The sequence below is a fragment of the Bacillus sp. DX3.1 genome (assembly GCF_030292155.1).
GTDB lineage: Bacteria > Bacillota > Bacilli > Bacillales > Bacillaceae_G > Bacillus_A.
Window position 1 is genome coordinate 4589499 of sequence record NZ_CP128153.1, and the last position, 26131, is coordinate 4615629.

32 protein-coding genes are annotated in these 26131 nt (G+C 37.5%); 18 read left to right on the forward strand and 14 right to left on the reverse strand.

Annotated features, from left to right (window positions below; translation table 11 throughout):
• Nucleotides 1-21: 21 nt before the first annotated feature.
• Nucleotides 22-339 carry a YuiB family protein gene (locus tag QRE67_RS23105; RefSeq protein WP_286122490.1) on the reverse strand — a complete coding sequence of 106 codons (318 nt, stop codon included), beginning with the start codon at nt 337-339 and terminating at the stop codon, nt 22-24.
• 15 nt (nt 340-354) lie between these two features.
• A complete protein-coding gene (locus QRE67_RS23110) occupies nt 355-849 on the reverse strand; it encodes an NUDIX domain-containing protein (protein WP_286122491.1) in 495 nt (164 codons plus the stop codon).
• Between the two features lie 266 nt (nt 850-1115).
• Here QRE67_RS23110 and QRE67_RS23115 point away from each other — a divergent pair, with 266 nt between their 5' ends.
• Nucleotides 1116-1550 carry a DUF5391 family protein gene (locus QRE67_RS23115; RefSeq protein ID WP_286122492.1) on the forward strand — a complete coding sequence of 145 codons (435 nt, stop codon included), beginning with the start codon at nt 1116-1118 and terminating at the stop codon, nt 1548-1550.
• Between the two features lie 258 nt (nt 1551-1808).
• Here the strand turns inward: QRE67_RS23115 and QRE67_RS23120 are convergent, their stop codons facing one another.
• A complete protein-coding gene (locus QRE67_RS23120) occupies nt 1809-3017 on the reverse strand; it encodes an NAD(P)/FAD-dependent oxidoreductase (protein WP_286122493.1) in 1209 nt (402 codons plus the stop codon).
• A gap of 465 nt (nt 3018-3482) precedes the next feature.
• Between QRE67_RS23120 and QRE67_RS23125 the strand changes: the two genes are divergently transcribed.
• The 4 genes from QRE67_RS23125 (at nt 3483) to QRE67_RS23140 (ending at nt 7013) form a co-directional block, all read left to right on the forward strand.
• Nucleotides 3483-4472: an NAD(P)/FAD-dependent oxidoreductase gene (locus QRE67_RS23125; protein WP_286122494.1), complete on the forward strand. Its 990-nt coding sequence runs from the start codon at nt 3483-3485 to the stop codon at nt 4470-4472.
• 134 nt (nt 4473-4606) lie between these two features.
• Nucleotides 4607-5086 (forward strand): GyrI-like domain-containing protein, encoded by a 480-nt coding sequence (locus tag QRE67_RS23130; RefSeq protein ID WP_286122495.1) that lies wholly within the window; start codon nt 4607-4609, stop codon nt 5084-5086.
• Between the two features lie 182 nt (nt 5087-5268).
• Nucleotides 5269-6519, forward strand: a complete 1251-nt coding sequence (locus QRE67_RS23135) for an MFS transporter (protein WP_286122496.1) — start codon at nt 5269-5271, stop codon at nt 6517-6519.
• 41 nt (nt 6520-6560) lie between these two features.
• The gene (locus tag QRE67_RS23140) at nt 6561-7013 is read left to right on the forward strand and encodes a 2-thiouracil desulfurase family protein (RefSeq protein WP_286122497.1); all 453 of its coding nucleotides are present in this window, start codon (nt 6561-6563) and stop codon (nt 7011-7013) included.
• 34 nt (nt 7014-7047) lie between these two features.
• Here the strand turns inward: QRE67_RS23140 and QRE67_RS23145 are convergent, their stop codons facing one another.
• The 4 genes from QRE67_RS23145 to QRE67_RS23160 form a co-directional block, all read right to left on the reverse strand.
• Complete coding sequence (locus QRE67_RS23145; protein WP_286122498.1) at nt 7048-7401, reverse strand: YxeA family protein; 354 nt, start codon at nt 7399-7401, stop codon at nt 7048-7050.
• A 140-nt stretch (nt 7402-7541) separates the two neighbouring features.
• Entirely contained in the window at nt 7542-7895 is a 354-nt protein-coding gene (locus tag QRE67_RS23150; RefSeq protein ID WP_286122499.1) for a HesB/IscA family protein, read from the reverse strand.
• A gap of 41 nt (nt 7896-7936) precedes the next feature.
• A complete protein-coding gene (gene dapF / locus QRE67_RS23155; RefSeq protein WP_286122500.1) occupies nt 7937-8803 on the reverse strand; it encodes a diaminopimelate epimerase in 867 nt (288 codons plus the stop codon).
• A 476-nt stretch (nt 8804-9279) separates the two neighbouring features.
• Nucleotides 9280-9519, reverse strand: coding sequence for a YuzB family protein (locus QRE67_RS23160; RefSeq protein WP_017150175.1), 240 nt, complete (start codon nt 9517-9519; stop codon nt 9280-9282).
• 408 nt (nt 9520-9927) lie between these two features.
• Here QRE67_RS23160 and QRE67_RS23165 point away from each other — a divergent pair, with 408 nt between their 5' ends.
• The 4 genes from QRE67_RS23165 to QRE67_RS23180 all read left to right on the forward strand — a co-directional run bounded on the left by QRE67_RS23165 (nt 9928) and on the right by QRE67_RS23180 (nt 13042).
• Nucleotides 9928-10998 carry an NAD(P)/FAD-dependent oxidoreductase gene (locus tag QRE67_RS23165; protein WP_286122501.1) on the forward strand — a complete coding sequence of 357 codons (1071 nt, stop codon included), beginning with the start codon at nt 9928-9930 and terminating at the stop codon, nt 10996-10998.
• A 279-nt stretch (nt 10999-11277) separates the two neighbouring features.
• The gene (locus QRE67_RS23170; protein WP_286122502.1) at nt 11278-11937 is read left to right on the forward strand and encodes an ABC transporter ATP-binding protein; all 660 of its coding nucleotides are present in this window, start codon (nt 11278-11280) and stop codon (nt 11935-11937) included.
• The gene (locus QRE67_RS23175; RefSeq protein ID WP_286122503.1) at nt 11921-12709 is read left to right on the forward strand and encodes an ABC transporter permease; all 789 of its coding nucleotides are present in this window, start codon (nt 11921-11923) and stop codon (nt 12707-12709) included. Before QRE67_RS23170 ends, QRE67_RS23175 begins: the two co-directional genes overlap by 17 nt.
• Before the next feature lie 69 nt (nt 12710-12778).
• Nucleotides 12779-13042 (forward strand): zinc ribbon domain-containing protein, encoded by a 264-nt coding sequence (locus QRE67_RS23180; RefSeq protein WP_286122504.1) that lies wholly within the window; start codon nt 12779-12781, stop codon nt 13040-13042.
• A 35-nt stretch (nt 13043-13077) separates the two neighbouring features.
• On the opposite strand, the gene QRE67_RS23185 is transcribed toward QRE67_RS23180, so the two are convergent.
• The 3 genes from QRE67_RS23185 to QRE67_RS23195 form a co-directional block, all read right to left on the reverse strand.
• Nucleotides 13078-13878 carry a nucleotidyltransferase domain-containing protein gene (locus QRE67_RS23185; RefSeq protein ID WP_286122505.1) on the reverse strand — a complete coding sequence of 267 codons (801 nt, stop codon included), beginning with the start codon at nt 13876-13878 and terminating at the stop codon, nt 13078-13080.
• Nucleotides 13866-14156 carry a hypothetical protein gene (locus QRE67_RS23190; protein WP_286122506.1) on the reverse strand — a complete coding sequence of 97 codons (291 nt, stop codon included), beginning with the start codon at nt 14154-14156 and terminating at the stop codon, nt 13866-13868. The genes QRE67_RS23185 and QRE67_RS23190 overlap by 13 nt, the downstream gene beginning before the upstream one ends.
• A 113-nt stretch (nt 14157-14269) precedes the next feature.
• Nucleotides 14270-14578 (reverse strand): DUF1462 family protein, encoded by a 309-nt coding sequence (locus QRE67_RS23195; RefSeq protein WP_286122507.1) that lies wholly within the window; start codon nt 14576-14578, stop codon nt 14270-14272.
• Between the two features lie 208 nt (nt 14579-14786).
• Here QRE67_RS23195 and QRE67_RS23200 point away from each other — a divergent pair, with 208 nt between their 5' ends.
• On the forward strand, nt 14787-15023 hold the full coding sequence (locus QRE67_RS23200; RefSeq protein WP_000431179.1) for a NifU family protein: 237 nt from the start codon (nt 14787-14789) through the stop codon (nt 15021-15023).
• A gap of 239 nt (nt 15024-15262) precedes the next feature.
• Here the strand turns inward: QRE67_RS23200 and yutH are convergent, their stop codons facing one another.
• Entirely contained in the window at nt 15263-16264 is a 1002-nt protein-coding gene (yutH, locus tag QRE67_RS23205) for a spore coat putative kinase YutH (RefSeq protein ID WP_286122508.1), read from the reverse strand.
• Between the two features lie 118 nt (nt 16265-16382).
• Here yutH and QRE67_RS23210 point away from each other — a divergent pair, with 118 nt between their 5' ends.
• Nucleotides 16383-16874: a phosphatidylglycerophosphatase A family protein gene (locus tag QRE67_RS23210; protein ID WP_286122509.1), complete on the forward strand. Its 492-nt coding sequence runs from the start codon at nt 16383-16385 to the stop codon at nt 16872-16874.
• Between the two features lie 197 nt (nt 16875-17071).
• Here the strand turns inward: QRE67_RS23210 and QRE67_RS23215 are convergent, their stop codons facing one another.
• The gene (locus QRE67_RS23215; protein WP_286122510.1) at nt 17072-17545 is read right to left on the reverse strand and encodes a GNAT family N-acetyltransferase; all 474 of its coding nucleotides are present in this window, start codon (nt 17543-17545) and stop codon (nt 17072-17074) included.
• 186 nt (nt 17546-17731) lie between these two features.
• On the opposite strand from QRE67_RS23215, the gene QRE67_RS23220 reads away from it, so the two are divergent.
• The 7 genes from QRE67_RS23220 (at nt 17732) to QRE67_RS23250 (ending at nt 24501) form a co-directional block, all read left to right on the forward strand.
• A complete protein-coding gene (locus tag QRE67_RS23220) occupies nt 17732-18946 on the forward strand; it encodes an HpcH/HpaI aldolase/citrate lyase family protein (protein WP_286122511.1) in 1215 nt (404 codons plus the stop codon).
• A complete protein-coding gene (locus tag QRE67_RS23225; RefSeq protein ID WP_286122512.1) occupies nt 18873-20258 on the forward strand; it encodes a phosphoribosyltransferase family protein in 1386 nt (461 codons plus the stop codon). The genes QRE67_RS23220 and QRE67_RS23225 overlap by 74 nt, the downstream gene beginning before the upstream one ends.
• Nucleotides 20255-21373: a cysteine protease StiP family protein gene (locus tag QRE67_RS23230; protein WP_286122513.1), complete on the forward strand. Its 1119-nt coding sequence runs from the start codon at nt 20255-20257 to the stop codon at nt 21371-21373. The genes QRE67_RS23225 and QRE67_RS23230 overlap by 4 nt, the downstream gene beginning before the upstream one ends.
• A complete protein-coding gene (locus tag QRE67_RS23235; protein ID WP_286122514.1) occupies nt 21370-22185 on the forward strand; it encodes an HAD family hydrolase in 816 nt (271 codons plus the stop codon). Before QRE67_RS23230 ends, QRE67_RS23235 begins: the two co-directional genes overlap by 4 nt.
• A 58-nt stretch (nt 22186-22243) precedes the next feature.
• Nucleotides 22244-22912, forward strand: a complete 669-nt coding sequence (locus QRE67_RS23240) for a vWA domain-containing protein (RefSeq protein ID WP_286122515.1) — start codon at nt 22244-22246, stop codon at nt 22910-22912.
• Between the two features lie 18 nt (nt 22913-22930).
• Complete coding sequence (locus QRE67_RS23245; RefSeq protein ID WP_286122516.1) at nt 22931-23617, forward strand: MBL fold metallo-hydrolase; 687 nt, start codon at nt 22931-22933, stop codon at nt 23615-23617.
• A gap of 314 nt (nt 23618-23931) precedes the next feature.
• Nucleotides 23932-24501: an NAD(P)H-dependent oxidoreductase gene (locus tag QRE67_RS23250; protein WP_286122517.1), complete on the forward strand. Its 570-nt coding sequence runs from the start codon at nt 23932-23934 to the stop codon at nt 24499-24501.
• A 36-nt stretch (nt 24502-24537) separates the two neighbouring features.
• Here QRE67_RS23250 and nucF read toward each other — a convergent pair whose 3' ends face one another.
• Nucleotides 24538-25302 carry a 5' nucleotidase NucF gene (gene nucF / locus QRE67_RS23255; RefSeq protein ID WP_286122518.1) on the reverse strand — a complete coding sequence of 255 codons (765 nt, stop codon included), beginning with the start codon at nt 25300-25302 and terminating at the stop codon, nt 24538-24540.
• A 132-nt stretch (nt 25303-25434) separates the two neighbouring features.
• Entirely contained in the window at nt 25435-26067 is a 633-nt protein-coding gene (locus QRE67_RS23260; protein ID WP_286122519.1) for a helix-turn-helix transcriptional regulator, read from the reverse strand.
• Nucleotides 26068-26131 lie beyond the last annotated feature (64 nt).

The following is a 26131-nucleotide window of genomic DNA, read 5'->3' on the forward strand; positions in this document are numbered from 1 at the left end:
AAATCCCCAGTAAACTGGAGATTAAAACATTTGATAGCCGCTTTGGCGCAGCTTCTTTATTATGATGCCAGACAGAATTGCTCCGATTAATCCTGTCGATAGAATAAAAAGATCTGCTTGTCCAAGATGCGATATATTTGTCCCAAATGAAGAAAACGTTTCTTTCGGGTTTGAAAAATAATCCCAAACACTCACTTTATTAATAATAAGCATACAAACAATCGGATAAATGACGACCATCACCCACGTAGCACGTAAAATCATATTAAGCAAAAAACCAATTCCAAAAAAAAGGATAAAAAACAACATCATTGAAATAAGTAGTACCGGTATGCTCACCTTTTTCCCCACCTTCTATTCCTTCGCTCCTGCCGTAAACACATGATACGCTGTATATCCAAATTGTTCTCCTGGATTTAATGTTGTGTCCATTGTGAGAGGAGCCGCTGACACATCTTCTAATAAATAACGAATTAACACTGAAGCGCTTTCATCATATGCGATATCCTTCGGGAATAAAAATGCCACTTCAGATAGTTCTTTCTCCTGAACAATAATTTCTTCTCCTTCAGGCTCCAGTAAAAAGATGATCATGTTATCACTAATTTCATCTCGAATGACACCCGACCGAATGCCTATAACACCTTTTACATTCGTCACAACGCCTGTCTCTTCTAAAATTTCACGTTTGATGGCTTCATCAATCGTTTCGCCTTCATTCACAAAACCGGCTGGCAATGACCACTTCCCTTTTAACCCACCGTATTTTTTCTTTACAAAAAGCCATCTGCCATCTTTCGTGGCTACAAGCCCACTTACAGCTAACCAAACATTCCCACGCTTCCCCATGCTGCAACCCCTTCCGAACAAACGAACAGAATATTCATTCTTTTTTATATATTATACTATATTTTTAGGCAAGAATAATATAATCTTCCTTGTTCCTTAGTTACTACATTTTTTTCTACTCTTCTACCTCATTTATAAATTTCCATATATTTGATATAATGTGAATATAGGGTATTAATTATCTGTAGAAAGGTCTCGAATTACTTCAAAATTCTTCCTTGAATATTACATCATACCTATTTATTGCGAAAGGAGTAAAAAGTAAAATGAGAAATCAATCAAAAAAATCCAGTATTGTATTTATAACATTAGTTTCCGCATTACTCTTCTGCTCTTTCTTAATTGCCACTTCACTTTCACCACTTGCTGATTTAGGACCTAATGCAAATAAATTTAACTCTTTAGGCATGTGGAAATCAATCGGCATGATTTTACTATTTTATATCGTACCTCTACTTCTTTATATAGGAGGAATAAAGGCAATGCGATTCATCATGGCTTTTCTTTGCTGTATGGGGCTATTCATACATCTCGTGATACTTGCAGTCGTATTTATTGTAATACGCGTAAGTGACTATAACGCCTCCTCTTTCTTAGGAGTCATCATTCTTTGCGCAGCAGTATCCATCACAAATGTAATTTGGTTTTTTGTTGCTTTTCGCTCAAAAAGAACTTCTACTTATACACTAAATGTACGATGAAATAGAAGTTTAAGAAAAACTTGTACTACACGAAAAAAGCAGAAACGACTCATAGCCGTTTCTGCTTTTTTCTACTATATACCTCTTTTGATTTTCCAACATATAAAACACGGCTGTGAAAACAAAAGTGGATCTCCACTCGTTTACTCCCTTTGTTTTAACATGGCATGGGGTAGGAAAAGGCCCTGACCGCTTCTACACATGGCTGGATGCTCTCTTCCATCAAAAAAGAAAGATTTTTTCATTTATATTTATATATTAAAAGAATTTCAATTTACCTTTTTTAATAACTAATAAAGGTCCACCAAGTAAGAATAGGTAACGGTTATCAATTACTTTCTTCATGAAAGAAGCTTTCCAACCCGTTAACTTTTTCCCCATAACAACGCCCATTGCATCGTCATGCCCTAATGAACATACAGAACCTTTGTTGTCGAATGCAAATTTTTGCATTTCGCCTTTATCACGAATTAAAACAGCTAGGTTATGTGCAATGTTGTAACCTTCTTGAATTGCAATTTGTGCTGTTGGTGGGTATGGACGATTAGTTTCTTCGTTAATGATTAATGCAGCATCACCAACCATGAATACATCTTCATGACCTGGAGCACGCATGAACTCATCAACTTTAATACGTCCGCGCATTGCTTCAAAACCGGACTCTTCCACAATACCATTACCACGAACACCTGCCGCCCAAACAACAGTTTCAGATTTAAGTAATTCAACATCGTCACCATTCGCAACCATGATACCTTCTTCAGTTGCTTCTTTAATTGCTGTACCGATGCGGAATTCTACACCTTTTTTCTCTAACTGTTTTACAGCGTACTCAACTAATTCTGGATCGAAACCAGGAAGTGCTGTTGGAGCAGCTTCTACACAAATGATACGTGCTTTTTCACGTGGAACATCATACTCTTTACAAAGTTCAGGAATACGGTTTGCAAGCTCACCTACATACTCAATACCTGTAAAGCCTGCGCCACCAACAATAATTGTAACTAATTCATCACGTTTTTCAGTCGCATATTGAGAAAACTTGTATTCCATATGATCACGAATTTGACGTGTTGCATTAATGTTAGTGATAGAGAATGCATGCTCTTTCAATCCTTTAATACCAAATGTTTCAGATTCGAAACCAAGACCGATTACTAAGTAATCATACTCTAACTCACCATTGTTTAAGATAATACGTTTTTCAGCTGCTTTAATTTCTACAACTGTATCTTGTACAAAGTTTACTTTATTAGTATCAATAACGTCTTGAATATCTAGACGGATTTTATCATGATGTAATGTGCCAGCTGCACTTTCATGTAACCAAGTTGCTTGGTAGTGGTAGCTGTTATTGTTTACTAACGTAATTTCAGCCTCACTTACAGATAATGTTTTTTGCAGACGAACAGTCGTAATCATTCCGCCATAACCTGCACCTAAAACTACGATTTTTGGAGTCTTCACCAAATCACAACCCTTTTCTTTATATAATAGTAACTAAAAATAAGAACAAAGTGCTAAACACTTAAATTGTCAAGAATGTGGAATTCCTCACATTCTTAACAATAACAAAACGCATTCAAAAAATCGTACGAAATTTGTCACAAAAAATTAACATAATACTTTCCTATATTAGTCGGTTTCATTTCATAATTCAAGCACCTAGAGAATTATCGATATTTTAAAATAACATAGCGTTTTCAAGGATTTTTAAGCCTTTTTTTCATGTATTTTCCTATTGTTATATTTTATACATTTCTAATCTATCTATGCAAAAGCTTACACACAATTCAGTCGTTTTCTGAGGTATTCTCAATTGAAATATGATATCATTTATTTTAAAGTGCAATCTCATTTGCAGGATTTCCGTATACATATAAAAAATATGTGGAATCAATATCAAAATTCCATCTATAGGGGGCATAAATAGTGGCAGAAAATCAAAAAGTGTATGACATCACGATTATCGGTGGCGGTCCAACGGGACTATTCACAGCATTTTATGGCGGAATGAGACAGGCAAGTGTAAAAATTATCGAAAGCTTACCACAGCTGGGAGGACAATTGTCCGCACTATACCCTGAAAAATATATTTATGACGTTGCAGGATTCCCGAAAGTACGTGCGCAAGAGCTTGTTGATAATTTGAAAGAACAAATGAAAAAGTTTGAACCAACAGTTTGCTTAGAAGAAGCAGTTGATACACTTGAAAAGCAAGCTGATGGCGTATTTAAACTTGTAACAAATAAAGATACACACTATTCTAAGTCCGTCATTATTACAGCTGGTAACGGTGCATTCCAGCCACGCCGTTTAGAATTAGACGACACAGAGAAGTTTGAAAAGAAAAATCTACACTACTTTGTTGAAGATATGAACAAATTTGCTGGCAAACGCGTCGTTGTATTTGGTGGCGGCGATTCTGCAGTGGACTGGACAATGATGTTAGAGCCAATCGCTGAACAAGTAACAATCGTTCATCGACGTGATAAATTCCGTGCACATGAGCATAGTGTAGAAAACTTAATGAACTCTCGTGCAGAAGTAAAAACACCTTACGTTCCAGTTGAACTAATTGGTGAAGACAAAATCGAACAAGTTGTTCTGCAACATGTGAAAACAGAAGAAAAAGTTGTTATTGACGTTGATGATGTCATCGTAAACTACGGCTTCGTTTCTTCTCTTGGTCCAATTAAAAACTGGGGCTTAGACATTCAAAAGAACAGCATCGTTGTAAATTCTAAAATGGAAACAAACATCCCTGGTATTTACGCAGCTGGTGATATTTGTACATACGATGGAAAAGTAAAACTTATCGCATGCGGCTTTGGCGAAGCGCCAACAGCAGTAAACAATGCAAAAGCTTACTTTGATCCAAGTGCGAGACTTCAACCAATGCATAGTTCTAGCATGTTTTAATTCATAAGAATAACATACAGAAATCCTTTCATTATGAAAGGATTTCTTTTTAATAAAAATACTCCCTTCATTTGTATAATTATGGTACAATGAGAAAAGAACGTTTGTTCTATTCGATAAGGGGGTTATGATACATGATTCAACCAAAGATTGTAAAAAAAGAAGCTTTCCAAGCCATCGGCATCTCCGCTACAACAAAAAATGACATTGAAATGTCCAATGAAGGAAAGATTCCTCAACTATGGACCCACTACTGCCAAGACCAAATAACGAATCAAATTCCTAACAAAAGTAAACAAAACGAAACACTAGCATTGTATTCAAATTATGAGTCGGATGAAACAGGAACATATATGTACACAATTGGTACGTCCGTTTCATCGTTCGACGTACTCCCTGAAAATATGACACCTCTTACAATATCAGCTAGTACATATGCGGTATTTACAACGCGCAAAGGTCCAGTATCAGAAGTCATCATAGAAGCATGGCAAGACATTTGGAACTGGTCAAGAGAAAACAAACGTGCTTTCACAACTGACTTTGAGCTGTATGATGAGCGAGCTATGGATCCAAATGATGCACAAGTTGACATCTATATTGCATTGGCTTAATTCATAAAATAAGAAGGTGCTTTCCGCACCTTCTTATTTTTTGTTCTTAAAAATCCACTGGGCAAATCTGCTATTATTGTCTACAATGAAAAAGTGCAGTATAGAAATATTAGAAACTGTATAAAACGAGTGTTAAGAGGATTTTAAATCCATTCAAAATTGTTACATAGAAAGGAAGCAATATGGAGGGACTACAACAAAATAAACCTGCTCTAAAAGAATTAGGAACACCGTTATTAAAAAATACAAATTTCCTTTTTCTTTGGGCAGCTACACTATTTTCTAGTTTTGCTTTAGCCTTTTTTACATTTTCCCAAACATGGTACATAGCGAAAACATTAAATTTAGAAGCTTCACTCGGCATTGTCTTTGTCGCACTTAGCGTTCCACGCCTCGTCTTTATGATTATTGGAGGTGCTGTGGCAGACAAATTCCCGAAAAAAAATATTATGTTTTACTCTAATATTGTACGTGCCCTTCTAGTAACCGTCATCCTTATTTGGTTCATTGTCGGTCACGTTACGTTATACACATTTGCTCTATTTGCTTTATTTTTCGGATTAGCCGATGCCTTTTTCTGGTCAGCAGACGGATCCATTTTACCAGAGCTTGTTGATAAGCATCGCCTGACACAAGCAAATTCACTCACGCAAATGACAAACCAAGCATCTGTTATTCTAGGCCCTGTACTTGGTGGGATTCTTATCAAATTTAGTAACTATGAGACGATCTTTACAATTACAATTCTTCTATTACTGATCGCCGCCATACTCGTCCAAAAGATCCATGCGAGTGTACAACAAGAAGAAACGAACGAAAACAAAGGGATGTTTACCTCTATTAAAGAAGGTATCGTTTATGTAAAAGAATCTCCATTCTTATCAACGTTTCTTATTTGCAGTGCATTTTTAAATCTATTTTTAATCGGTCCGATGCAAGTTGGTTTTCCACTGTTTGTGAAAAACGTATTGCACGGCGATTCTCTACAATTTAGCTACTTAGAAGCAGCTGTTGGAGGAGGAATGGCGATTGGAGCCATAATTGTGGGACTCCGAAATATTAATCGAAGACGCGGTTTATTTTGCATTATCATGATGCTATTATCAGGTGTCTTCTTCCTAACCATCAACTTCAGCACAACACTTTGGCAAGCACTTCTTGCAGGTTGCTTCTATGGCATTACAATTGCTATGGCAATCGTTCCATTAATGGCAATGATTCAATCTACTGTAAAAGAAGAAATGATGGGACGTGTCATGAGCTTACTCATGCTATCATCGATGGGCTTTATCCCACTATCTTACGCTATGACATCACTTACACTAGCAGCAGGCGTTCCCATTGTTACGATTATGAAAAGCGGAGCCATTGCCGTAATTCTATTCGTATTATTTATTGCAATTCGTATTCCGGTTGTACGGAAGTTTGATTAAAAGCACTCTATATGAGTGCTTTTCTACTAGGAGGAGAATATATGATTGTAGTTAGTGCCTGTTTAGCCGGCATTGCATGTCGATACGACGGAAATGATAACCTTATTTCCAAAATTGAAGAACTATTACAGAAAGAAGAAACAGTTCTCATCTGTCCAGAAGTGTTAGGCGGATTGCCTACACCACGTCCATCAGCAGAAATTGTTGGCGGTAACGGTGATGGTGTATTAGATGGAAAAGCAAAAGTAATAGATAAAAACGGCAATGATGTAACAGAAGCCTTCGTACAAGGGGCTTATGAAGCATTAAAACAAATTAAACATTTAAATCCCGAATATATTATTTTAAAAGAACGCAGTCCATCATGTGGTAGTTCTACAATTTATACAGGAGAATTTAATGGACAGAAGCAAGTCGGATACGGCGTTACAACTGCCTTATTTAAGCGCCATGGTTTTACAGTTATTTCAGAAGAAGATTTTGCAAAAAAATAAGCTTGCTCTACTTATAGAGCAAGCTTATTTTTTTCTATTTCACACCTAATTTTTCTTTCGCTTTTGCTGGGATATCCTCTTTCTTTACCTCTTCCCAAGCTGTTACACCTTTTTTATCAGAGTGGAATACACGTAAAAATGCTTCTTTACGAAGATTCTTATTCGCATTAAATTCCATTGTTTTTTCTTTACCATCTTCATCAAATCCAGCTAATTTATATTCGTAATTTGTATAAGGTGTACCATTGTCAGCTTTTCCTTTTTCCTCTTTTCCATCAACTGTAATTTGAACATAGTACTCATCTTTTCCCATACGATTCAAGTCACAGCCAACTAACATCGTAGCAAATACCACTAAAATACTAAAAAGTGCAATATATCTTTTCACTTCATTCACCTCATATGTTTTTTATTATGTTGTTATCATAATCCCTTTTCATTTGAGGAGAAATTCAAAAACGTGACATGAACATTACACTTTTGTAAGAAAAAAATAGCCTCCTCACTTTATTGTGAGAAGGCTATTTTTTAGCAATCTTCTGGCTTACCAGCATTTGATGCTGTACGGAAAGATGATCCGCAACCGCATGATGCGATAGCGTTCGGGTTATCAATCGTAAACCCGCCGCCAAGCATTGACTGCTTATAATCAATGTTGACTCCTTTTACAATTGGAGCACTTTCTTTATCAATAACAAATTCAACACCGAAAAACTCAAGAACTGTATCGTCTTCATTTGGTTCTCTTTCAAATCCTAAACCGTAAGAAAGACCGCTACATCCACCGCCATGTACAGCAAGGCGAACGTATTTCTCTCCATCTTCGGCATCTTTTAACATATCTTTAATTTGATATGCCGCTTGTTCTGTTACATTAATCATAGAATTCACCTTCCTTTCTTCTTTCGTTCTATTATACATCTTTACTCTTCTATCTTGTACTGATATACTCCGTGGCAAATGACTTCCGCTGGACCTTTCATCATAACCGATCCTTCTTCCGCCCACGTGATCATTAGATCCCCACCTGCTAAATGAACCGTAATTTCTTCTCCGCGTTTCATTTTCCCATTTAAAACTGTTGCTACAACTGCCGCACATGCTCCAGTTCCGCAAGCTTGTGTAATACCTGATCCGCGTTCCCATACACGAAAATTCATTTCATAATTGTTTACAATCTCAATGAATTCTACATTTACGCTTTCTGGGAACATTTCATGTGTCTCTAGTACCGGTCCTAACGTTGTAAGCGGTGCTTCTTCAATATCATCAACAAAAATAACTGCATGTGGATTTCCCATTGAAACAGCTGTAAATATATAGCGATGATTACTATATAGGAAGTCTTCACGAATAAATGGCGTCTCTCCTTTTCCAAGCATCGGTAGATCCGCACGCGTTAAACGTGGTGCTCCCATATCAATTGTAACTAAAGTAACAACATCACCTTCCACTGTCACCTCTGCTGTTACAATGCCAGCTAATGTTTCAATTGTAAAAACAGTCTCTTCTACTAACTTATGTTCATAAGCATATTTGGCAACGCAGCGCAGTCCATTCCCGCAACTTTTTCCTTCTGAACCATCTTTATTAAACATACGCATTTTCACAGGTGCTACTTCTGATGGACAAATTAAAATCATGCCATCTGACCCAATCCCTGTATTGATATTCGAAACATTTTCAGCAACGCGAGATAGTTCTTCCTCTGCAATTTGTTCCTCAAACATATTTACATATATATAATTATTCCCAAGGCCATGCATTTTTGTAAAAGAAAATTGTTTCATCTTGGCTCACTCCAAAAAAAATTTGTTGTTCTAAGTATAAAATGCATGCTTTTGGAACACAATAAGAATGTCCCCTGATTCCCATATTTGACGGCTTCTAACTATTCGCCGTCCTTGCACAATTTGTGTAAGAAAAAAGCCCTTCTATAAAAAAGGGCCTTTTTTATTTTACTCCGCACTAATGGACAGTAACCCCCACTCGCCTCAAAGATTCAAATTCTGTGTTAGCATTTCCTCCAAGGAGAATTCTACTCTGAGGGAACAATCATTAGAGACACAAGTTTCGGCGGGATAAAGTGAAACTTTAATCAGTGGGGGATTTCTTCATCCCCCACTGATTATCAGCCCTCACCAATCGGGCTTTTACGGACAGTTTATCCCCTACCTATCTTCTTTGGTTTCCTTAGAATTTTGAGATGGGGATATTACTGCCCGTTAATGCGGGATAAAAAAAGACATTGCTCAATTGCAACGCCTTAAAACATGGGATTTTCATCTAAGTAGTCATATACGTTTTTTACAAGCTCTTCTACTGTTGCACCTTGTACTACTTCTCCGTTTACAAGGGCAAATGGCCCTTCAAAACAAATACCACAATACCCTAGACAACCATACTCCATGACATCTAAATTCGGATCTTTTTCTAATTTTTCTAATGCCGCTTGCGAACCACTCGCGAGGTTCCCCACACAAAATTCGATTAATGGCTTAATCAAACCTCTCCCCCCTGTCTCTATAAAAAAATGTTCTATAATAGTAAGCCTAAGGCTATTTCTTGTTGATGTAGTAACTATAGCGTTTAGAATATTCGTGGCTTCGCTTCTTCCTTACATTCTGAACGAGCCGCTTCTACTTTTCTTATGATCCAGTTCCAGCACCTAGAATGTTCAGTGGCTTCGCTTCTTCCGGCGAGGTAAAAAGCACCTCTATCTCAGAAGCTCCATCCCCCTCCCATTCTGAACGAGCCGCTTCCACTTTTCTTCTTATTGTACAACAGAGTATGCATTCATGCATTGTTATTTGTTCACAAATTCGATATAATTTGAATGAGTAAAGTCAAAATATTTTTTTAATATATAATTGTATGATTAGGGGATATTTCAACAGAAAAGGGGTAATCCATCATGAAGCACCTCGTACTACTCGGTGGTGGCTACGGTGGAATGAGAATTCTGCAGCGGCTTCTTCCAAACAATCAACTTCCAGATGATGTTCAAGTAACATTAATCGACAAAGTACCGTATCACTGTTTTAAAACAGAATATTATGCATTAGTTGCGGGTACGATCTCGGAAACACATATTCGTATTCCTTTTCCAGAACATCCGCGTCTCAACATTCAGTACGGCACAATAACGAATGTTGACCTCGAAAACAAAGCCGTTCATCTTGATGGCGGTGAAGTTGTCCAGTATGATGACTTAATTATCGGGCTTGGCTGTGAAGATAAATATCATAATGTTCCTGGGGCAAAAGAATATACGCATAGTCTTCAATCCATTGAGCAAGTTCGTAAAACATACCAACAATTAAATGGCTTAGAACCAAATGCAACAGTTGCTGTTGTCGGTGCTGGTTTAAGCGGTGTCGAAGTTGCAAGTGAACTTCGCGAAAGTCGTTCAGATTTAAAGATCTACTTATTCGATCGAAAGGATCGCATTTTATTCCCATTCCCTGAGAAATTAAGTAGATACGTAGAAGAATGGTTCGTTAAACATAATGTTACTATTATTCGAAACTCTAACATTACGAAAGTAGAACCAAATGTTGTATACAATCACGGTGAACCACTTGAATGTGATGCAATTGTATGGACAGCTGGTATTCAAGCAAATGAAGTCGTTCGAAACCTTCCGGTTGAGCACGATAGTAGTGGACGGGTTATATTAACAAAATATCATAATATTCCGAAAAATGAACATGTATATGTTCTAGGCGATTGTGCAGCCTTACCACATGCACCTTCTGCTCAACTTGCCGAGGGACAAGGTGAGCAAATTGTCCAAATATTATTAAAACGATGGAATAATGAACCACTTCCAGATGAACTACCTGTTATTAAATTAAAAGGGGTTCTCGGTTCTCTCGGTAAAAAACATGGTTTCGGATTATTAGCAAATCAACCCTTAATGGGACGTGTACCTCGTCTTTTAAAATCAGGGATTCTTTGGATGTACAAATACCATAATGGTTAAAAAGAAAAACAAGAGCAATTGCTCTTGTTTTTTCTTTTTAACTACAAATTAAAAAACCGACATAAAACCCTTCTTTTTAGGTGGGAAAGAGCATCCGGCCATGCATAGAAGCGGTCAGATCCTTTTCCTGCCCAGACATAGTAAAAACAAAGAGAGAAAACGATTGCAGGTCACCTTTTGTTATCCATAGCCGCGGCTATATGTCGAAAAATCAAAATGAATTTATATATTTCCCTCCTTTTTTGATAGGATATTAATAGAATTAGAAAGGGGAAGATTATGTTTATACTAAAGGACGTCACATATAAAGACATTCTACAAATTCCTTACTTAGAGATTCACAAAGAAAAGATCACCTGCATCATCGGCGAAAGTGGAAGCGGTAAAAGCACGTTGCTCCGTATGTTAAATGATCTGCAGTCACCCACAAGCGGTTCTATTCATTATAAGGGAGCACCTATTTCTTCTTATCCGCCCATTCACTTACGCCGTGAAGTGGTTATGCTTGGACAAACACCACCTATATTTGAAAAGACGGTAAAAGATAATTTGTTAATCGGACTTCGTTTTTCAGAAAAGCCTTTTCCTTCTGATGAGCAATTACAACAAGCTCTAGCGACTGTAAGTTTGGAAAAGGACTTAGAGGATAATGCGTCTTCTTTATCCGGTGGTGAAAAACAACGGCTCTCTTTAGCACGTGTTTTACTTATGGATCCTCCGGTTTATTTATTAGATGAACCGACTTCTGCATTAGATGCTGATACAGAAAAACGCGTAATGAAACAATTTGCTGCAATTGCCCAACAAAAAAAGAAAACGGTTGTCATGATTACCCACTCACAACAACTCCCAGACGAAATTGCAGACGATATTATCGAAATAAGTAAAACAAAAGGTGCTATCAGAAGGGAAGTGCACGCACTTGAAGGGCGTTATTGAGCTACAAATTTGGCAGCTTGCTGCTGCATATATTTTTATTATTATTTTAATTGGCCTTGTAAAATTAAAAGGTATACCACGTGAAAAACAAATTACGATCGCTACATTACGCATGACAATTCAACTTGTACTTGTTGCATACATACTCACGTACATATTTGAAAATAGTAATCCATTCTATACAATTGCTATTATTACTTCTATTACAACTTTTGCTATATTCAACATCTATAAGCGTGTGAATATACCGATGTCAAAAGAATTAAAACAAGTTGCCGCCCTTTCGATGATTGCCGGATCACTCGGGCCGCTTTTATTATTTATTTTTGTTATTATCGGACATGATCCTTGGTATGCCCCTCAATATATTGTCCCTATTGCAGGAATGCTAATTGGTAATGCAATGACAGGCATATCCCTTGGAGCAAATTCATTTTTAAACAATGTGAAATCAATGCACGCGCAAATTGAAGGTGCACTTATGCTTGGCGCAACTCCAAAACAAGCAGCTGCTCCACTTGTTCGAGATGCTTTCGATTCAGCAATTCTTCCAACGATTAACTCCATGGTTGGAATGGGAATTATCACCCTACCAGGTATGATGACAGGACAAATTTTATCAGGTATTTCACCACTTACCGCCATTCAATATCAAATTGCGATTACACTTGGTATTTCTGGAAGTACTGCCTTCTCCGTTATTATCTTTTTACAACTTGGATATAAAACATTCTTTAATAGACGGTGCCAATTGAAACAAATGGAACCCTAAAGGTAAGTTGTATCTCTAAAGGAATCATACTATAATCATTTGGACTACATATATTTAGAGGCGGTTATCATGAAAAAACATAAAAATTGTCAAAGTTGTGGTATGCCATTTTCAAAAGACGAAAAAGGTGGCGGCACAGAAAAAAACGGTGAAAAAAGCACAACATATTGTAGCCATTGCTATGAAAGTGGCGAATTCACTCTACCTCATATCACAGTAGATGAAATGAAACAGCTTGTTGAAAATAAGATTGTTTCATTTGGTTTCCCTAGATTTTTATCTAAATTGTTCACACGAAACATTCATAAATTAGAGCGTTGGAAAAATATTTAATACAAAAAGAGTTCACATCCTATTGTGAACTCTTTTTATCTTTCCCACTTCTTCTTACATTCCTCTATCCCACTGAGCAAGTACACCTTCGTCATGTTCGCTCGCTTCCATCTCGAAATATTTCGTTTCGCTCTTTGATTATGGCGTATACGATGCACTTCTTGTAACAACGGTTCCCATTCCTCTGAAGATGATTGCATTATATACTGTAATCCTTTATCTTTTGAAACAATTGTTTCATGTTCTAACGTATATAAAATACGTCCCATCGTTACAACGGCGGATTCCACCCACTCTTCAATTAAAAATAGGTATGGACGCGATGCTTTTTGACTCCAGTACTGTTCCACATTATATTTCATTGTTTCTATCACATCATTCCATATAACTGTAAACGGAAGTTCCTTTGCTTCTTTTCCCATGATCGTAATACCACGATTTTTTACCATCCACCATGTAACAGCATTCACATCCCAATGACCTACGTTAATCTTTCCATCAGCACAATAGACATACTGCGGCATTTCCTCATTGTACTTTCCTAAATCAGCAAGTGGAATATACATACCGTCCATTCGTTTACCAAGATCGTGTTTATACAGATTCTTATGTAGCTCACTTATTTTCAACTTCTCTGCATCACTTACTTGTTCTGCTATCACTGTTACAAAGTCAACATCACTCGTTTCTGGGTGAAACGCCCCTAGCGCAATTGAACCGTATACATACACGCCAACTAACTTTTCATTAGCAAAAATGTCTTGAAGCCCTTTCACATATTGATCTAATAGACTCTTCACTTCTTCTGGTATTGAATATTCCTTTACAATAGCCATACATACACCCCTAAAGCGGTTACGATATTGGGAATTGCCGCAAACACAAACGTTTCTGCAGCTTGAAAACGCGACACTTTGCGCTTTGGTTTTTCCGAAAAAAATGTACCGCGTGCTCCTAAAATAAATCCATCTACTAAAAGAGCTACCGCATTGGCTATTAAAAACAAACTAAAGCATCCAGCTAACCAATACACAATACTCAAGTCTGCTTTCCAATAAGAAACAACAAGAACAATGATGAGACCCAAACTTCCTAGAGCAAGACCTTTTTTCACATCTATCATCCTTTCTATAACAAGATGACACTTCCACCTACTAGTATTTCTTTATCGGTGCTTAATAGAAAAGCCTTTGCAATTCATCCTGTAGGTTGCAAAGGCTTTTTATATTATAAATACTTCTCGATTTCTTCGTATACGTCCTTCAAACGAGGATTTCCTTCTCCAACAATTTCTCCATTTACGAGAACAACCGGGTAAAATAAATCCTCTTCAATTACACGCTCAGCAAAAGCTTGTTTCTCCTCATCTTCTTGCTGCTCCTGAATATCAATGTATTCAAACTGAAATTTATCTTCCTGTCCTTCATACTTACGACCAATCGCTGCTTGTAGCCATTCAAATGTTTCTGTTGAAGACGGCATCCCAACACAGCTCGCACAAATTACTTTTGCCCCATATACTTGAACATTTACCATTACTTCTCCCCCACTTCTCTGCTCTAATAGTATGCTTAGATGCCTTACTTTATAAGCACATCTCTTTACAAGTTCAATTCTTGTCCCCTATACTGAAAAAACACGCTGTAAACATGATACAATATTTCGACAATAAAACAAGAACAGAAAAAATAGATTTTCCTCTGTATCTTGATTATAATAAAACTGATGAAAGGAGTCGATAAAAATGGAAAACCCAAATATGCAAGAACAAGTACTAGAAGTATTAGATAAATTACGTCCGTTCTTACTTCGTGATGGCGGTGACGTTGAATTAGTAGATATTGAAGAAGGTATTGTAAAATTACGCCTTATGGGTGCATGCGGCAGCTGCCCAAGTTCTACAATCACATTAAAAGCTGGTATCGAACGCGCTCTACTTGAAGAAGTACCAGGCGTTATTGAAGTAGAACAAGTATTTTAATTTAAAAGCGGAAGCGGCTCACTCAGAATAGGAGGAGGATGGAGCTTCTGACATAGAGGTGCTTTTTACCTCGTCGGAAGAAGCGAAGCCACCGACTATTCTAGCCGCTGGAGCTGGATAATTTTAAAGCGGAGGTGGCTCGTTTAGAGACGCGAAGCATAAAAAAGAGACCACTACTGGTCTCTTTTTTATAAAGTTCAACTTTGATCAGGGAGGTATTACTGCCGGATCAACACCTGTTAGGATAACCAATCTAATTTACGAATCCCTAACTTATCAACAGGCAAGCGAAGTGATTCATAAAAGTGCCTCATAAATTTTTCAGAGCGATTCACATCATGTAAAATAGCTTCTAAACGATCGCGATATAAACTTTTTTGGTCCTCGTTCCCTGTTAAATAATACCCTTCTACTGTTTCAAAGTAGCGAAGGGGGAAAAGAAGACGTGCAAATAACAGACGCCAACCAAAAGAAGAGAGCGGATAATTTCGTTCATAGTCTGTTATAAACTGAAAAATAGTTTGCTCCCAGTTTTCCTTTTTTTCCATCGACACATATCGAATCCATTCTGCCAAATCACGACTCGGATGATCGTATACCCAATCAATGGGGATTTTTAATTTATTCGTTTGCTGCCATAATAAAGGTGTCAATCGTTCTTGGCAAATAGTTGCTGCATCTGCAAGTTGCGGTGTATCATCTATTTCTGTGTCAATAACATATTGAATGGCATTTTCAGCAACGCCTAAATAATAAGGGAATGATTCAATAAATAGTTGATCAAATACATCTGATGGATGATTGGAAATTTGCGATTGCCAAAACCGTTCTAACTGATCGAGCCTTTTTTCCCATAATGCCTTCCATTCACCAATACGACTTAAATGTTCTACTTCTTCCGGAAAAAAGGCTCCTCGTTTATGAAATATTGAAAGTTCGCTTCCTAACGAAGTTGCATGCCGATCTAACATGCGCATGCCTTTTAATAAGCAATAATTGTTCTCTTCTATCTCACTTACATAGTAACCGTGTATAGTCGGAACGAAAGTCGCAACGGTAATATCCCCCTGCTGGTTCATATAATCGCTTAATTTTTTCATTTCAACAAGTCCTTCTTCCTCCATATTTCCAATCGGAAGAAGTACATAAATTTTATTACGAATCCAAAAGCTTTTATAGGGGCCCAGGGGGATCAATTCTTTGACATGCATTTGATAATGCTCATAAATATGCTGAATCATCACAGTCGCCACCTATGGTTTTTCTTTATATATATGAGCTTGTGCTCGACTTTCATTCCTATGCACATGATAAAGCAACAAAGCGTATACAATATTAAAAAGAAAAAAAGGTGATAACATGAAAGAATCCAATCAACTACAAGAAAGAGCATTACAATTACTACAAGAGCGCGGAGTAAAAATTGATGATATTGCGGAACTGGTTCATTTTCTTCAAAAAAAATATCATCCCAATTTAGCGATGGAAGAATGTCGCTATAATGTAGAACGTGTCTTATCCAAACGTGAAGTACAAAATGCATTGATCACAGGTATTGAATTAGATGTCCTTGCCGAAAAAGGACTGTTAAGCGAGCCTTTACAAGATATCGTAAAACGAGACGAAGGCTTATATGGAGTCGATGAAGTAATTGCCCTTTCTATTGTAAACGTGTACGGCTCCATTGGTTTCACAAACTTTGGATATATCGATAAATTAAAACCAGGAATTTTAGAAGCTTTAAATGATAAATCATCTGGAAAAGTTCACACATTCCTTGATGATATCGTAGGAGCAATTGCCGCTGCTGCATCAAGTCGTTTAGCACACCGGGCGGAGCATGCAGAATAAAGTGAAACTTTTATCAGTGGGGGTTTTCTTCATCCACCACTACTGATCATTGGCCCTCACCCATTAGGCTTTTACGGGCAGTTATCCCCCACCTATCTTCTTTGTTTCTCTTTGAATCTTGAGGTGGGGGTCCTACTGCCCGCGAATAGCGGGATAAAAAAACAAAACCAACTTCCATGAAAAAAAGTTGGTTTTTCCTACTCTACATCATATGTCATTAACATAAACTCTCTTTTTCGACTTACAAAAGTTGGTCCCGTTTTAAAACCGGCTTTTTTATATAATGTAACTGCTCGTTTGTTAAAGGTTGCGACGCTTAAGCGAATCACTTTCGGCTGGAATTCTTCTTTTACAAACTGTAATCCAGTTTGTAAAAAAGATATCCCCATCCCTTTTCCTGTTAACGCAGGCTTCATTCCAAGTCCGATATCCACAATACGCTCTCCTGTGTATAACTTCGCTTCCCTTCCTCCTGGAACTCGTGCATTTTCTCCACAGCAAAAATACCCAATCAATTCCTCTTGCTCATTACAGCAGCCATAATATGTACCATCTAACAGTTCATTTAGCGTTTCCTCACTACCTGAAAAGTTATATAACGAATACCGTTCTTCGTACTTCCATGTATTGATTACTTTCGCTTCTTTTTCTGTAAGTTTATGCACATTCATATTTCTTCTTCCCTTCATTCTTTAACAAAATCCACTAACAAATTTCTACATTTATCGTGCAATTCATCTTTTATTTTTAAAAATTTTGTAAATTTTTAATAGATGAAATTGGAAAACTTCTCTTGGCATGTTACGATTGTATTAATCATTGTAAATGAGGTGAGCTCAAAATAAGGTGGTGAGAATTTGAAGCATTTTGCATATTTGTCTCCTGAGGAAAGGCAAAAGCTTTTCTATCAAGAACCGATTGAATTTTCAAAGAACATCGAAAAAGAACAATTAGCTTACGCATTAGGCGCTACGCTATATACACCTGGAACAAAGGAAAAAATCGCTCAGGAAATCGCAACAAAAAAACACGAAGGTACCACATCTATCGTATTCTGTTTAGAAGATTCCATTAGCGATGGAGATGTGGAACGTGCGGAGCAAAATATCGTTATACAAATGCAAACACTCGCGCATATGATTGATGCAAATAAGCTTCATTCAGCAGACGTACCGCTTCTCTTCATCCGTATTCGCGAGCCAAAACAGATGCGTTCACTCGTTCATGAAATAGGCAGTGCTGTTCATTGCATAAGTGGATTTGTCTTTCCTAAATTCACTCCTGCTAACGGCATGTCTTACATTCAGGAACTGAGACATATAAATGAACGCTATTCGCTTTCACTCTATGGGATGCCTATTTTAGAATCCCCTGAAATTATTTATAAAGAAATGCGCATCGATGCATTGCTAGCAATCAAAGCAATACTCGATTCTTACCGAGATTACATTCTAAATGTAAGAATTGGTGCTACCGATTTTTCGGGCCTATTTGGCATTCGCCGAAACAGTGCTACGACAATCTATGATATTTCTGTTATTCGTGATTGTATCTCTGACATTATCAATATCTTTTCTAGGTCAACAGATGAGTATGTCATATCGGGACCAGTGTGGGAGTATTTCGGAAATCAGCAACGCGTTTTAAAGCCACAACTTCGCCAAACACCCTTTCGTGAATCACTTGGCAATGATGGACTAAAAATGCGAACAGAAATGCTTCATCGTTATGAGGATGGTCTGATTCATGAAGTCTTGCTTGATCAAGCAAATGGCTTGGTCGGAAAAACAGTCATTCATCCTTCTCACATTAAACTCGTACAAGCTTTACATGTTGTAACACTAGAAGACTATGTAGATGCAATGGCTATTTTCGAAAACGCTCACACGTATAACGGTGTTATGAAAAGTAGTTTTTCCAACAAAATGAATGAAGTGAAGCCCCATTATAATTGGGCGCGTAAAACACTACTGAAATCTACTATTTACGGGGTGCTACATGAACAACAAACTTTCATCGATCTCCTTACCGAAACATCAAACCAAAACATACACGTACCACATTTTAAATAAAATAACAGTTCATATAGAGGTGCGCGATAATCCATATTTTTTATCACCAGAACATTTGTTTCAAATGGCAGCGAGAATCAATAAGAAACGTAGCTTTTTATTTGTCAGTACCATTTTAGGAAAACATCTTCCTATTTCACCAGCTGTCTCTTTAGCAGGAGGATGTGCTCTTGCTGCAAGATATATGGAAATGATGCACAATACAAACCATCCATTTCAAAAAGAGATTCTCAAAATCATCTCAACGAAAAAAAGTACAGATTATGGGTTGCAGGCTATTTTACAATATCAATTCCCTCTGCAAAAAGAAGTCCTATTTATCGGTTTTGCAGAAACGGCCACCGCATTAGGTCACGCTATGTTTCAATGCTTCCAAAATGCAAAATATGTGCATACAACAAGGGAAACTATCTCACAAATCGATCCCATCATTACATTTGAAGAAGAACATTCTCATGCGACATCGCATCGTTGCTATGTGGAAAAGGGATATTTTCAAAATGAACAGCCAATCGTTCTTGTCGATGATGAAATGACCACGGGAAAGACTGCGTTAAATATCATTCAATCCATCCAAGAAAAGTTTCCAAGAAAAGAATATGTTGTTGCTTCCTTATTAGATTGGCGCTCAAATGAGCATCGGGAACAGTTTGCAAAATTAGAGAAACAGCTTAATATAACAATTCACGTTATATCCCTATTAGGGGGATCTATCGACGTTATTGGCAGCCCAATTGCTACTTCTAAGCCAAATGATCTAGTAGCTCATCAAGAGCTTAAAACGGACATAAAAAGGTATTCTATTTCTTGTCCTTCCCTGCCGTATACATCTCCTGAACATGACATTACTTATACAAAGTATACAGGTCGTTTCGGTATTTCGGCAGATGAGCAAGAAAGTCTGCATTCATTTTCCAAGAAAGTTGGCAAGCAACTAAAAGAAAAAAGAACAGGCAAAAACACGTTATGCTTAGGAACTGGCGAATTCATGTATATACCGATGCGAATCGCCGCTGAAATGGGTGCAAATGTTTCTTACCAATCAACGACACGCAGTCCCATTCACCCTTATGCCGAGGCACAATATGCGATTCACAACCGTTTTTCCTATGAAAGTCCCGAAGATAAAGCGGTGACAAATTATTGTTATAACATTGAGCCCGGTAATTATGATGAAGTCTTTCTCTTTATCGAACGAAATCTACAAGAAGAGTGCTTACTGCCGCTCCTTGCGCAATTACAAAAGATGATTCCACTCATTCATATCGTTTCATTTAGCAACTTGGCAGAAAGCGAAGGTGAAGAAATATGACCCAATCAAAAAGTTTGCAGCGCATTGGTAGTTACGCTGACGATGATGCTATCTTTTTATTAAAAGATATTAGTAATATCATTGTAGAAAGCTCAACAAACCAAAGAGAGATGGCCATTCAGTCAGGGACACACTACTCTGAGATGCTTCCAATTGAATACAAGCCATCCAAAGAGTATATGGACTTATTCTTCACTTCCTTACAGCAATATAAGCACAAATTAGCAGTTGCCGCCGGTGTAGTTGCAGAACAAATTGTAAAGACAAAAGGAACGAATCTTGTTCTCGTTTCGTTAGCAAGAGCTGGCACGCCAATTGGTGTTTTAATAAAACGATACATACGTTATCAATATAATCTCGACCTACCACATTATAGTATGTCTATTATTCGCGGACGCGGCATTGATGAAAATGCCCTTCAGTATATTTTGCAAAAACACCCGAACCAAACGATTCAGTTTATTGATGGATGGACCGGAAAAGGTGCCATCAAAAAAGAGCTTCGTCAATCTGTGCATAGATTTAACGAAAAGCATCATGAGTACATTTCAGACTGTATGGCTGTGCTTGCGGACCCTGGTCATTGCACTTCTATTTATGGGACGCGTGAAGATTTTCTCATTCCAAGCGCCTGTTTGAACGCAACAGTTTCAGGATTAGTAAGCCGCACAGTCTTAAATGAGGCATATATTGGCCCTAATGATTTTCATGGTGCCAAATATTATAAAGAACTAGAAAAAGAAGATTTGTCTAATTTCTTTATCGAAGAAATTACAACTTTATATCCTGATGTTGGTGATGAGATCAAAACACAACTGGAGCATATCATCGCTACATATACAGAACCATCATGGCAAGGGTTACAAAATATCACTTCTATTCAAAAACAATTTGAAATAGCGGATATCAATTTGATTAAACCCGGCGTCGGAGAAACAACACGTGTTCTACTAAGACGGATACCATGGAAAATTTTGATTCGCGAAGAAAACAATCCTGACTTACAGCATATTTTGCTTCTTGCACAAGAGTTGAATGTACCAATTGAAATATATAAACATATGACGTACTCATGCTGCGGATTAATTCAACCGCTAAGGAGGAACCAATCATGATTTTTGCAAGCGACCTTGATCAGACTCTCATTTATTCTCGAAAATCATTTCGAATGCAGATAGAGGATAAACACATTCAATTAGTTGAAACGTTAGATGGAAAAGAAATTTCTTTTACTACGCATAAAACGATTTCCTTGTTACAAAGGTTGCAATCACAAGCACACTTTATCCCTGTCACAACTCGAACGCTGGAACAGTTCCAGCGTATTACACTATTTCAAAAGGATGTTGTACCAGAATATGCTGTTACAAGCAATGGCGGCAATATTCTTCACAACGGCAAACAGGATACTGCTTGGAAAAAGAACATACAAACAAAGCTCATAACAGAATGTATGGCAAAAGAAGACGTTCTAAAGGAGTTTCAAAATATTTCTCATGAAGAATGGGTGCTATCACAAAAAACAGCAGATGACTTATTTCACTATTGCATAATTGACCGAGAAAATATTCCCTACGAAGAGCTCGCTTCCTTTACAGCATGGTTAGACACGCAAGGGTGGAATCATTCACTGCAAGGCAGAAAATTATACCTTGTTCCAAAGCCAGTGAACAAATGGGATGCCATCGCTTATTTAAAACAAATCACCGAGACCAAAACCGTAATTACAGCTGGAGATTCCTTACTTGATTTATGTATGCTAGAAGGGGCAAATCATGCTTTTGCTCCCCTACATGGTGAACTAGAAACAAAACAAGGTAGTTTACTACCTCACATTACAAAAACAAATGAAATTGGTATATACGCAGCTGAAGAAATTGTAAACAGAGCTCTTCAACTTATCCAAACTTCTCTTCCAACTGCGTAATCTATACATACTTCAAGAGTCAACATTCTTGTTACATTACAAAAAAGGGGCGATTGTATTGAGTACTATCACATTAAGAAAAGAAGCTGTACGTGTTGTATTAGAGAAAAAGAAATTAACAGGTGTTGTGGCAAAAGTTGCACTCGTTTTAGACATTTCTGGATCGATGCGAACTTTATATAGAAACGGTACTGTCCAAGAAGTTGTGGAACGCATCCTTGCTGTTGCAAGTCAATTTGATGATGATGGTGCACTAGATATTTGGGTGTATGATAATGAGTTTTCTAGATTACCAGCCGTTACTGAAAAAGACTTTGCTGGTTATGTAGAAAAGCATATATTAAATAACAATTCCATTCATAAATTCGGCCGAAATGAAGAGCCACAAGTGATGGAAGATGTGATTCAAAAGTATACCATGGAAGAGAAAAGTGAAGAACCAGCCTTTGTTATTTTTATTAACGATGGTGGTTGTAAAAAAGGCATTCAAAAGCCAGTAGTATCCTCCTCTAACAAGCCAATTTTTTGGCAGTTTGTTGGGATTGGAAACGGCAAATTTGATGTCCTTCGAAAACTCGATGAAATGGATGGACGCTTCATCGACAACGCAAACTTTTTTCACATTCGAGATATTGAAAAAACAACAGATGAAACACTATATAACCAGCTATTAAATGAACTTCCGCTGTGGATAAAGGAAGCGAAAGAGAAACGAATTTTGCTATAACGTATAGAAGGTGTTATTTTGATTGAACAATTATCATTAGGCTTTTCCAACGTGTTCCTTCTTCGTGGTGATAAGACCATTATTGTGGATACAGGTAGACCCGGCAATGAGACTCGCATTTTACAAGCACTTGAACAACGAAACATCTCACCAGCAGATGTTTCGTTAATTTTATTAACCCATGGACATTTTGATCACTTCGGAAGCGTAAGGACTTTAAAACAAAAGTTAAACGTCCCTGTTGCCATTCATCATTTGGACCAGGTTGCATTAAAAAACGGGAAAGATCCCGCACTGCATCCAACAAGGTTTACTGGAAAACTCTTAAAGCTTTTCTTACATGGAAAAACGAAAGGCCTCGAACCAGATATTATCATTCATAAAGAATTTGATCTTCATGATTACGGTGTGGCGGGAAGGGTGATCCATACTCCTGGTCATACACCTGGCTCACTATCAATTGTATTTGAGAATCATGACGTCATTATTGGTGATTTATTAATGGGTGGGCATTTAGGCGGGCTTCTTTCTCCTCGAACACCAAACATTCATTATTTCGCTGAAGATATCCAACAAGTTCACAATAGTATCCACAAAGTCATGAGTTATCAACCGAACCGGGTATTTGTTGGTCACGGTGGTCCATTACGCGCTGTGGATATTAAGCATGCCTTTCACATCCCTGTTGATAAAGTAAAACTTTAATCAGTGGGGGTTTTCTTCATCCTCCACTGATTATCAGCCCCCGAATAGCGGGATAACGTCACATTATTTGACTTGAAAAGTAATTCGTAACTAAAATTGTTACATTATATAAATCCATTTTAATTTTTCGACATATAAGCCGCGGCTATGGATAACAAAAGGTGACCTGCACTCGTTTTCTCTCTTTGTTTTCACTATGTCTGGGCAGGAAAAGGATCTGACCGCTTCTATGCATGGCTGGATGCTCTCTCCCACCTAAAAAGAGGGGTTTTATGTCGGTTTCTTAATTTGTATTTATGTAGGTTCGTTATCATTTGAGCAAACTATCAACATATCCACAAAGCTTTAACCATGCAATTTTAGAAACTGTACAAGGACAATTAGAAGAAAAAGGTCATGAAGTACGCGTTCGCGATTTATATGCCTTAAACTTCAATCCTGTATTAGCTACTGATGATTTCATTTCATTTTCTCAAGGAAATACGCCAGCCGAAATTGAAGAAGAACAAAAACATATTGCTTGGGCAGATGTAATCACATTCATTTATCCCGTTTGGTGGGCAGGCCTTCCTGCAATCTTAAAAGGATACGTTGATCGCGTATTCAGCCATGGCTTTGCGTATGCTTACAGTGAAAATGGCATTGAAAAGTTATTAAGTGGTAAAAAAGGATTGCTATTATCCACAATGGGAAATACAAAAGAAGCTTATACAGCAAACGGTATGTTCGAAGCAATGAAGAAAACAACTGATGCGGGTATTTTTGAATTTACAGGTATTGAAACATTGGAACACACATTTTATACAAGCGTCCCTTCTGTAGATGATGCAGCGAGAAAGCAGTATCTTGAAGAAGTGAAAGAATTAGTGAACCGAGTATTTTAATAAAAAAACGAGATAACAACTGTTATCTCGTTTTTCTTACATCTTCTCAATCCACTCGGTCAAGTTATGCACAACCTGTGTTGGTTGCACATCATATTCTGTTAATTTCTCCACAGATGTGACTCCAGTGTGGACAAGTAAAGTATGCATGCCAGCATTGATCCCCGCTAAAATGTCAGTATCATAATTATCCCCAACCATTAATGCCTCTTCTTTTGATGTGCCAAGTACTTTTAACGCTTGCTCCATAATAATGGATTCTGGTTTACCGATAAAAATTGGATCTACGCCTGTGGATACTGCGACAACAGATGTTAATGATCCATTTCCTGGCAGTAAACCACGCTCAGTTGGAATGGCAATATCTCCATTTGTTGAAATAAATGTTGCGCCACTGCGTACTGCCAAGCATGCTTTCGCTAGCTTTTCATAGTTGATTTCACGATCCAGTCCAACGACAACAAAATCGGGATTTTCATCCACAAGCTCGAATCCTTTTTCCACAAGTGCATCATGTAATCCTTCTTCACCAATCATATAAACTGAAGCATTTTGTTTACGCTCATAAATAAAATTCGCTGTTGCCATACTTGTTGTAAATACTTGTTCCGGCTTAGCTGGAATATCAAAACGAACAAGCTTTTCTGCCACTTGTTCTGGTTTACGCGTTGAGTTATTTGTTACAAATAAATACGGAAGATTGCGCTCCTGCAATGCTTTTACAAAATCGCTTGCTTCTTCAATTTGTTCTTCTCCGCGATACATTGTACCGTCTAAATCGATTAAATAGCCTTTATACATCTACTATGTCTCTCCTTTTTGTCCCGTAATAGCGGACACTTGTGAAAGTTTTATTTAACCTGTAACACCCTTCTTATATTAACCCCTTTTATACAAGAAAAAAACGCTTTATCCAAAAGCGTCTCATAACGTTCATTTTTTTTCTTGTATTTGATATGAACAGTGACAATCTCCGTCGCACATGTTGGATAGCACTTTCACATTTGCGGAAGAAAACAACCGCTGATACATATTTTTCTCGTCTACACAAAGCTGTGGAAACTTCTCAGCAACGGTCATTAATGGACAATTTTGTTTTTGTAAGATGAAAGAGTTTTCGCCTTCTTGTTTCACCTGTACCATATACCCATTTCTCTCTTGTAAAAAAGCCACTTCTTTTAATTTATTTATCAATTTATCTTGACGACTCACTCGCTTTTGGAGTTGTTCTTCCATCCGCTCTGTTCTTGCTTGTAAAATCGCCTTCACAATTGTTTCATCGCCAATACGTTGTAATTCCTCTAGTATATCTAACGCAAACTGTTTATACTCTTTCGGAAACAAATCTTCCCCTTTTTCACTTAAACCATATACATATATAGGTCGTCCAACGTGTTGTCTCATCATTTTTGAATGAATCACTTGTTCTTTCTCTAACTTGCTTAAATGACGACGTACAGCCATTTCGGTGATTTGTAAAGATTCAGCTAGCATTGCTACAGTTTGTTCCCCTTTTACTTTTAAAAGCTGTACAATCTCCTCTTTCGTTGTACGTGCTTCCCCCATTTTTTCCCCTTCTTTCCTTCCCTTTTCTCTTGCTCTAATAACAGTACAAAATCCCCATCTGAAC

What these genes read in the sequence shown, in the direction of transcription:
- QRE67_RS23130 (WP_286122495.1), top strand. Translation starts at nt 4,607, where the DNA reads ATGATTCAACCAAAGATTGTAAAAAAAGAAGCTTTCCAAGCCATCGGC.
- QRE67_RS23230 (WP_286122513.1), top strand. Translation starts at nt 20,255, where the DNA reads ATGACCCAATCAAAAAGTTTGCAGCGCATTGGTAGTTACGCTGACGAT.
- yutH (WP_286122508.1), bottom strand. Translation starts at nt 16,264, where the DNA reads ATGATTCAGCATATTTATGAGCATTATCAAATGCATGTCAAAGAATTG.
- QRE67_RS23150 (WP_286122499.1), bottom strand. Translation starts at nt 7,895, where the DNA reads ATGATTAATGTAACAGAACAAGCGGCATATCAAATTAAAGATATGTTA.
- QRE67_RS23225 (WP_286122512.1), top strand. Translation starts at nt 18,873, where the DNA reads ATGAACAACAAACTTTCATCGATCTCCTTACCGAAACATCAAACCAAA.
- QRE67_RS23170 (WP_286122502.1), top strand. Translation starts at nt 11,278, where the DNA reads ATGTTTATACTAAAGGACGTCACATATAAAGACATTCTACAAATTCCT.
- nucF (WP_286122518.1), bottom strand. Translation starts at nt 25,302, where the DNA reads ATGTATAAAGGCTATTTAATCGATTTAGACGGTACAATGTATCGCGGA.
- QRE67_RS23260 (WP_286122519.1), bottom strand. Translation starts at nt 26,067, where the DNA reads ATGGGGGAAGCACGTACAACGAAAGAGGAGATTGTACAGCTTTTAAAA.
- dapF (WP_286122500.1), bottom strand. Translation starts at nt 8,803, where the DNA reads ATGAAACAATTTTCTTTTACAAAAATGCATGGCCTTGGGAATAATTAT.
- QRE67_RS23165 (WP_286122501.1), top strand. Translation starts at nt 9,928, where the DNA reads ATGAAGCACCTCGTACTACTCGGTGGTGGCTACGGTGGAATGAGAATT.
- QRE67_RS23140 (WP_286122497.1), top strand. Translation starts at nt 6,561, where the DNA reads ATGATTGTAGTTAGTGCCTGTTTAGCCGGCATTGCATGTCGATACGAC.
- QRE67_RS23135 (WP_286122496.1), top strand. Translation starts at nt 5,269, where the DNA reads ATGGAGGGACTACAACAAAATAAACCTGCTCTAAAAGAATTAGGAACA.
- QRE67_RS23215 (WP_286122510.1), bottom strand. Translation starts at nt 17,545, where the DNA reads ATGAATGTGCATAAACTTACAGAAAAAGAAGCGAAAGTAATCAATACA.
- QRE67_RS23185 (WP_286122505.1), bottom strand. Translation starts at nt 13,878, where the DNA reads ATGGCTATTGTAAAGGAATATTCAATACCAGAAGAAGTGAAGAGTCTA.
- QRE67_RS23180 (WP_286122504.1), top strand. Translation starts at nt 12,779, where the DNA reads ATGAAAAAACATAAAAATTGTCAAAGTTGTGGTATGCCATTTTCAAAA.
- QRE67_RS23195 (WP_286122507.1), bottom strand. Translation starts at nt 14,578, where the DNA reads ATGGTAAATGTTCAAGTATATGGGGCAAAAGTAATTTGTGCGAGCTGT.
- QRE67_RS23115 (WP_286122492.1), top strand. Translation starts at nt 1,116, where the DNA reads ATGAGAAATCAATCAAAAAAATCCAGTATTGTATTTATAACATTAGTT.
- QRE67_RS23110 (WP_286122491.1), bottom strand. Translation starts at nt 849, where the DNA reads ATGGGGAAGCGTGGGAATGTTTGGTTAGCTGTAAGTGGGCTTGTAGCC.
- QRE67_RS23200 (WP_000431179.1), top strand. Translation starts at nt 14,787, where the DNA reads ATGGAAAACCCAAATATGCAAGAACAAGTACTAGAAGTATTAGATAAA.
- QRE67_RS23210 (WP_286122509.1), top strand. Translation starts at nt 16,383, where the DNA reads ATGAAAGAATCCAATCAACTACAAGAAAGAGCATTACAATTACTACAA.
- QRE67_RS23235 (WP_286122514.1), top strand. Translation starts at nt 21,370, where the DNA reads ATGATTTTTGCAAGCGACCTTGATCAGACTCTCATTTATTCTCGAAAA.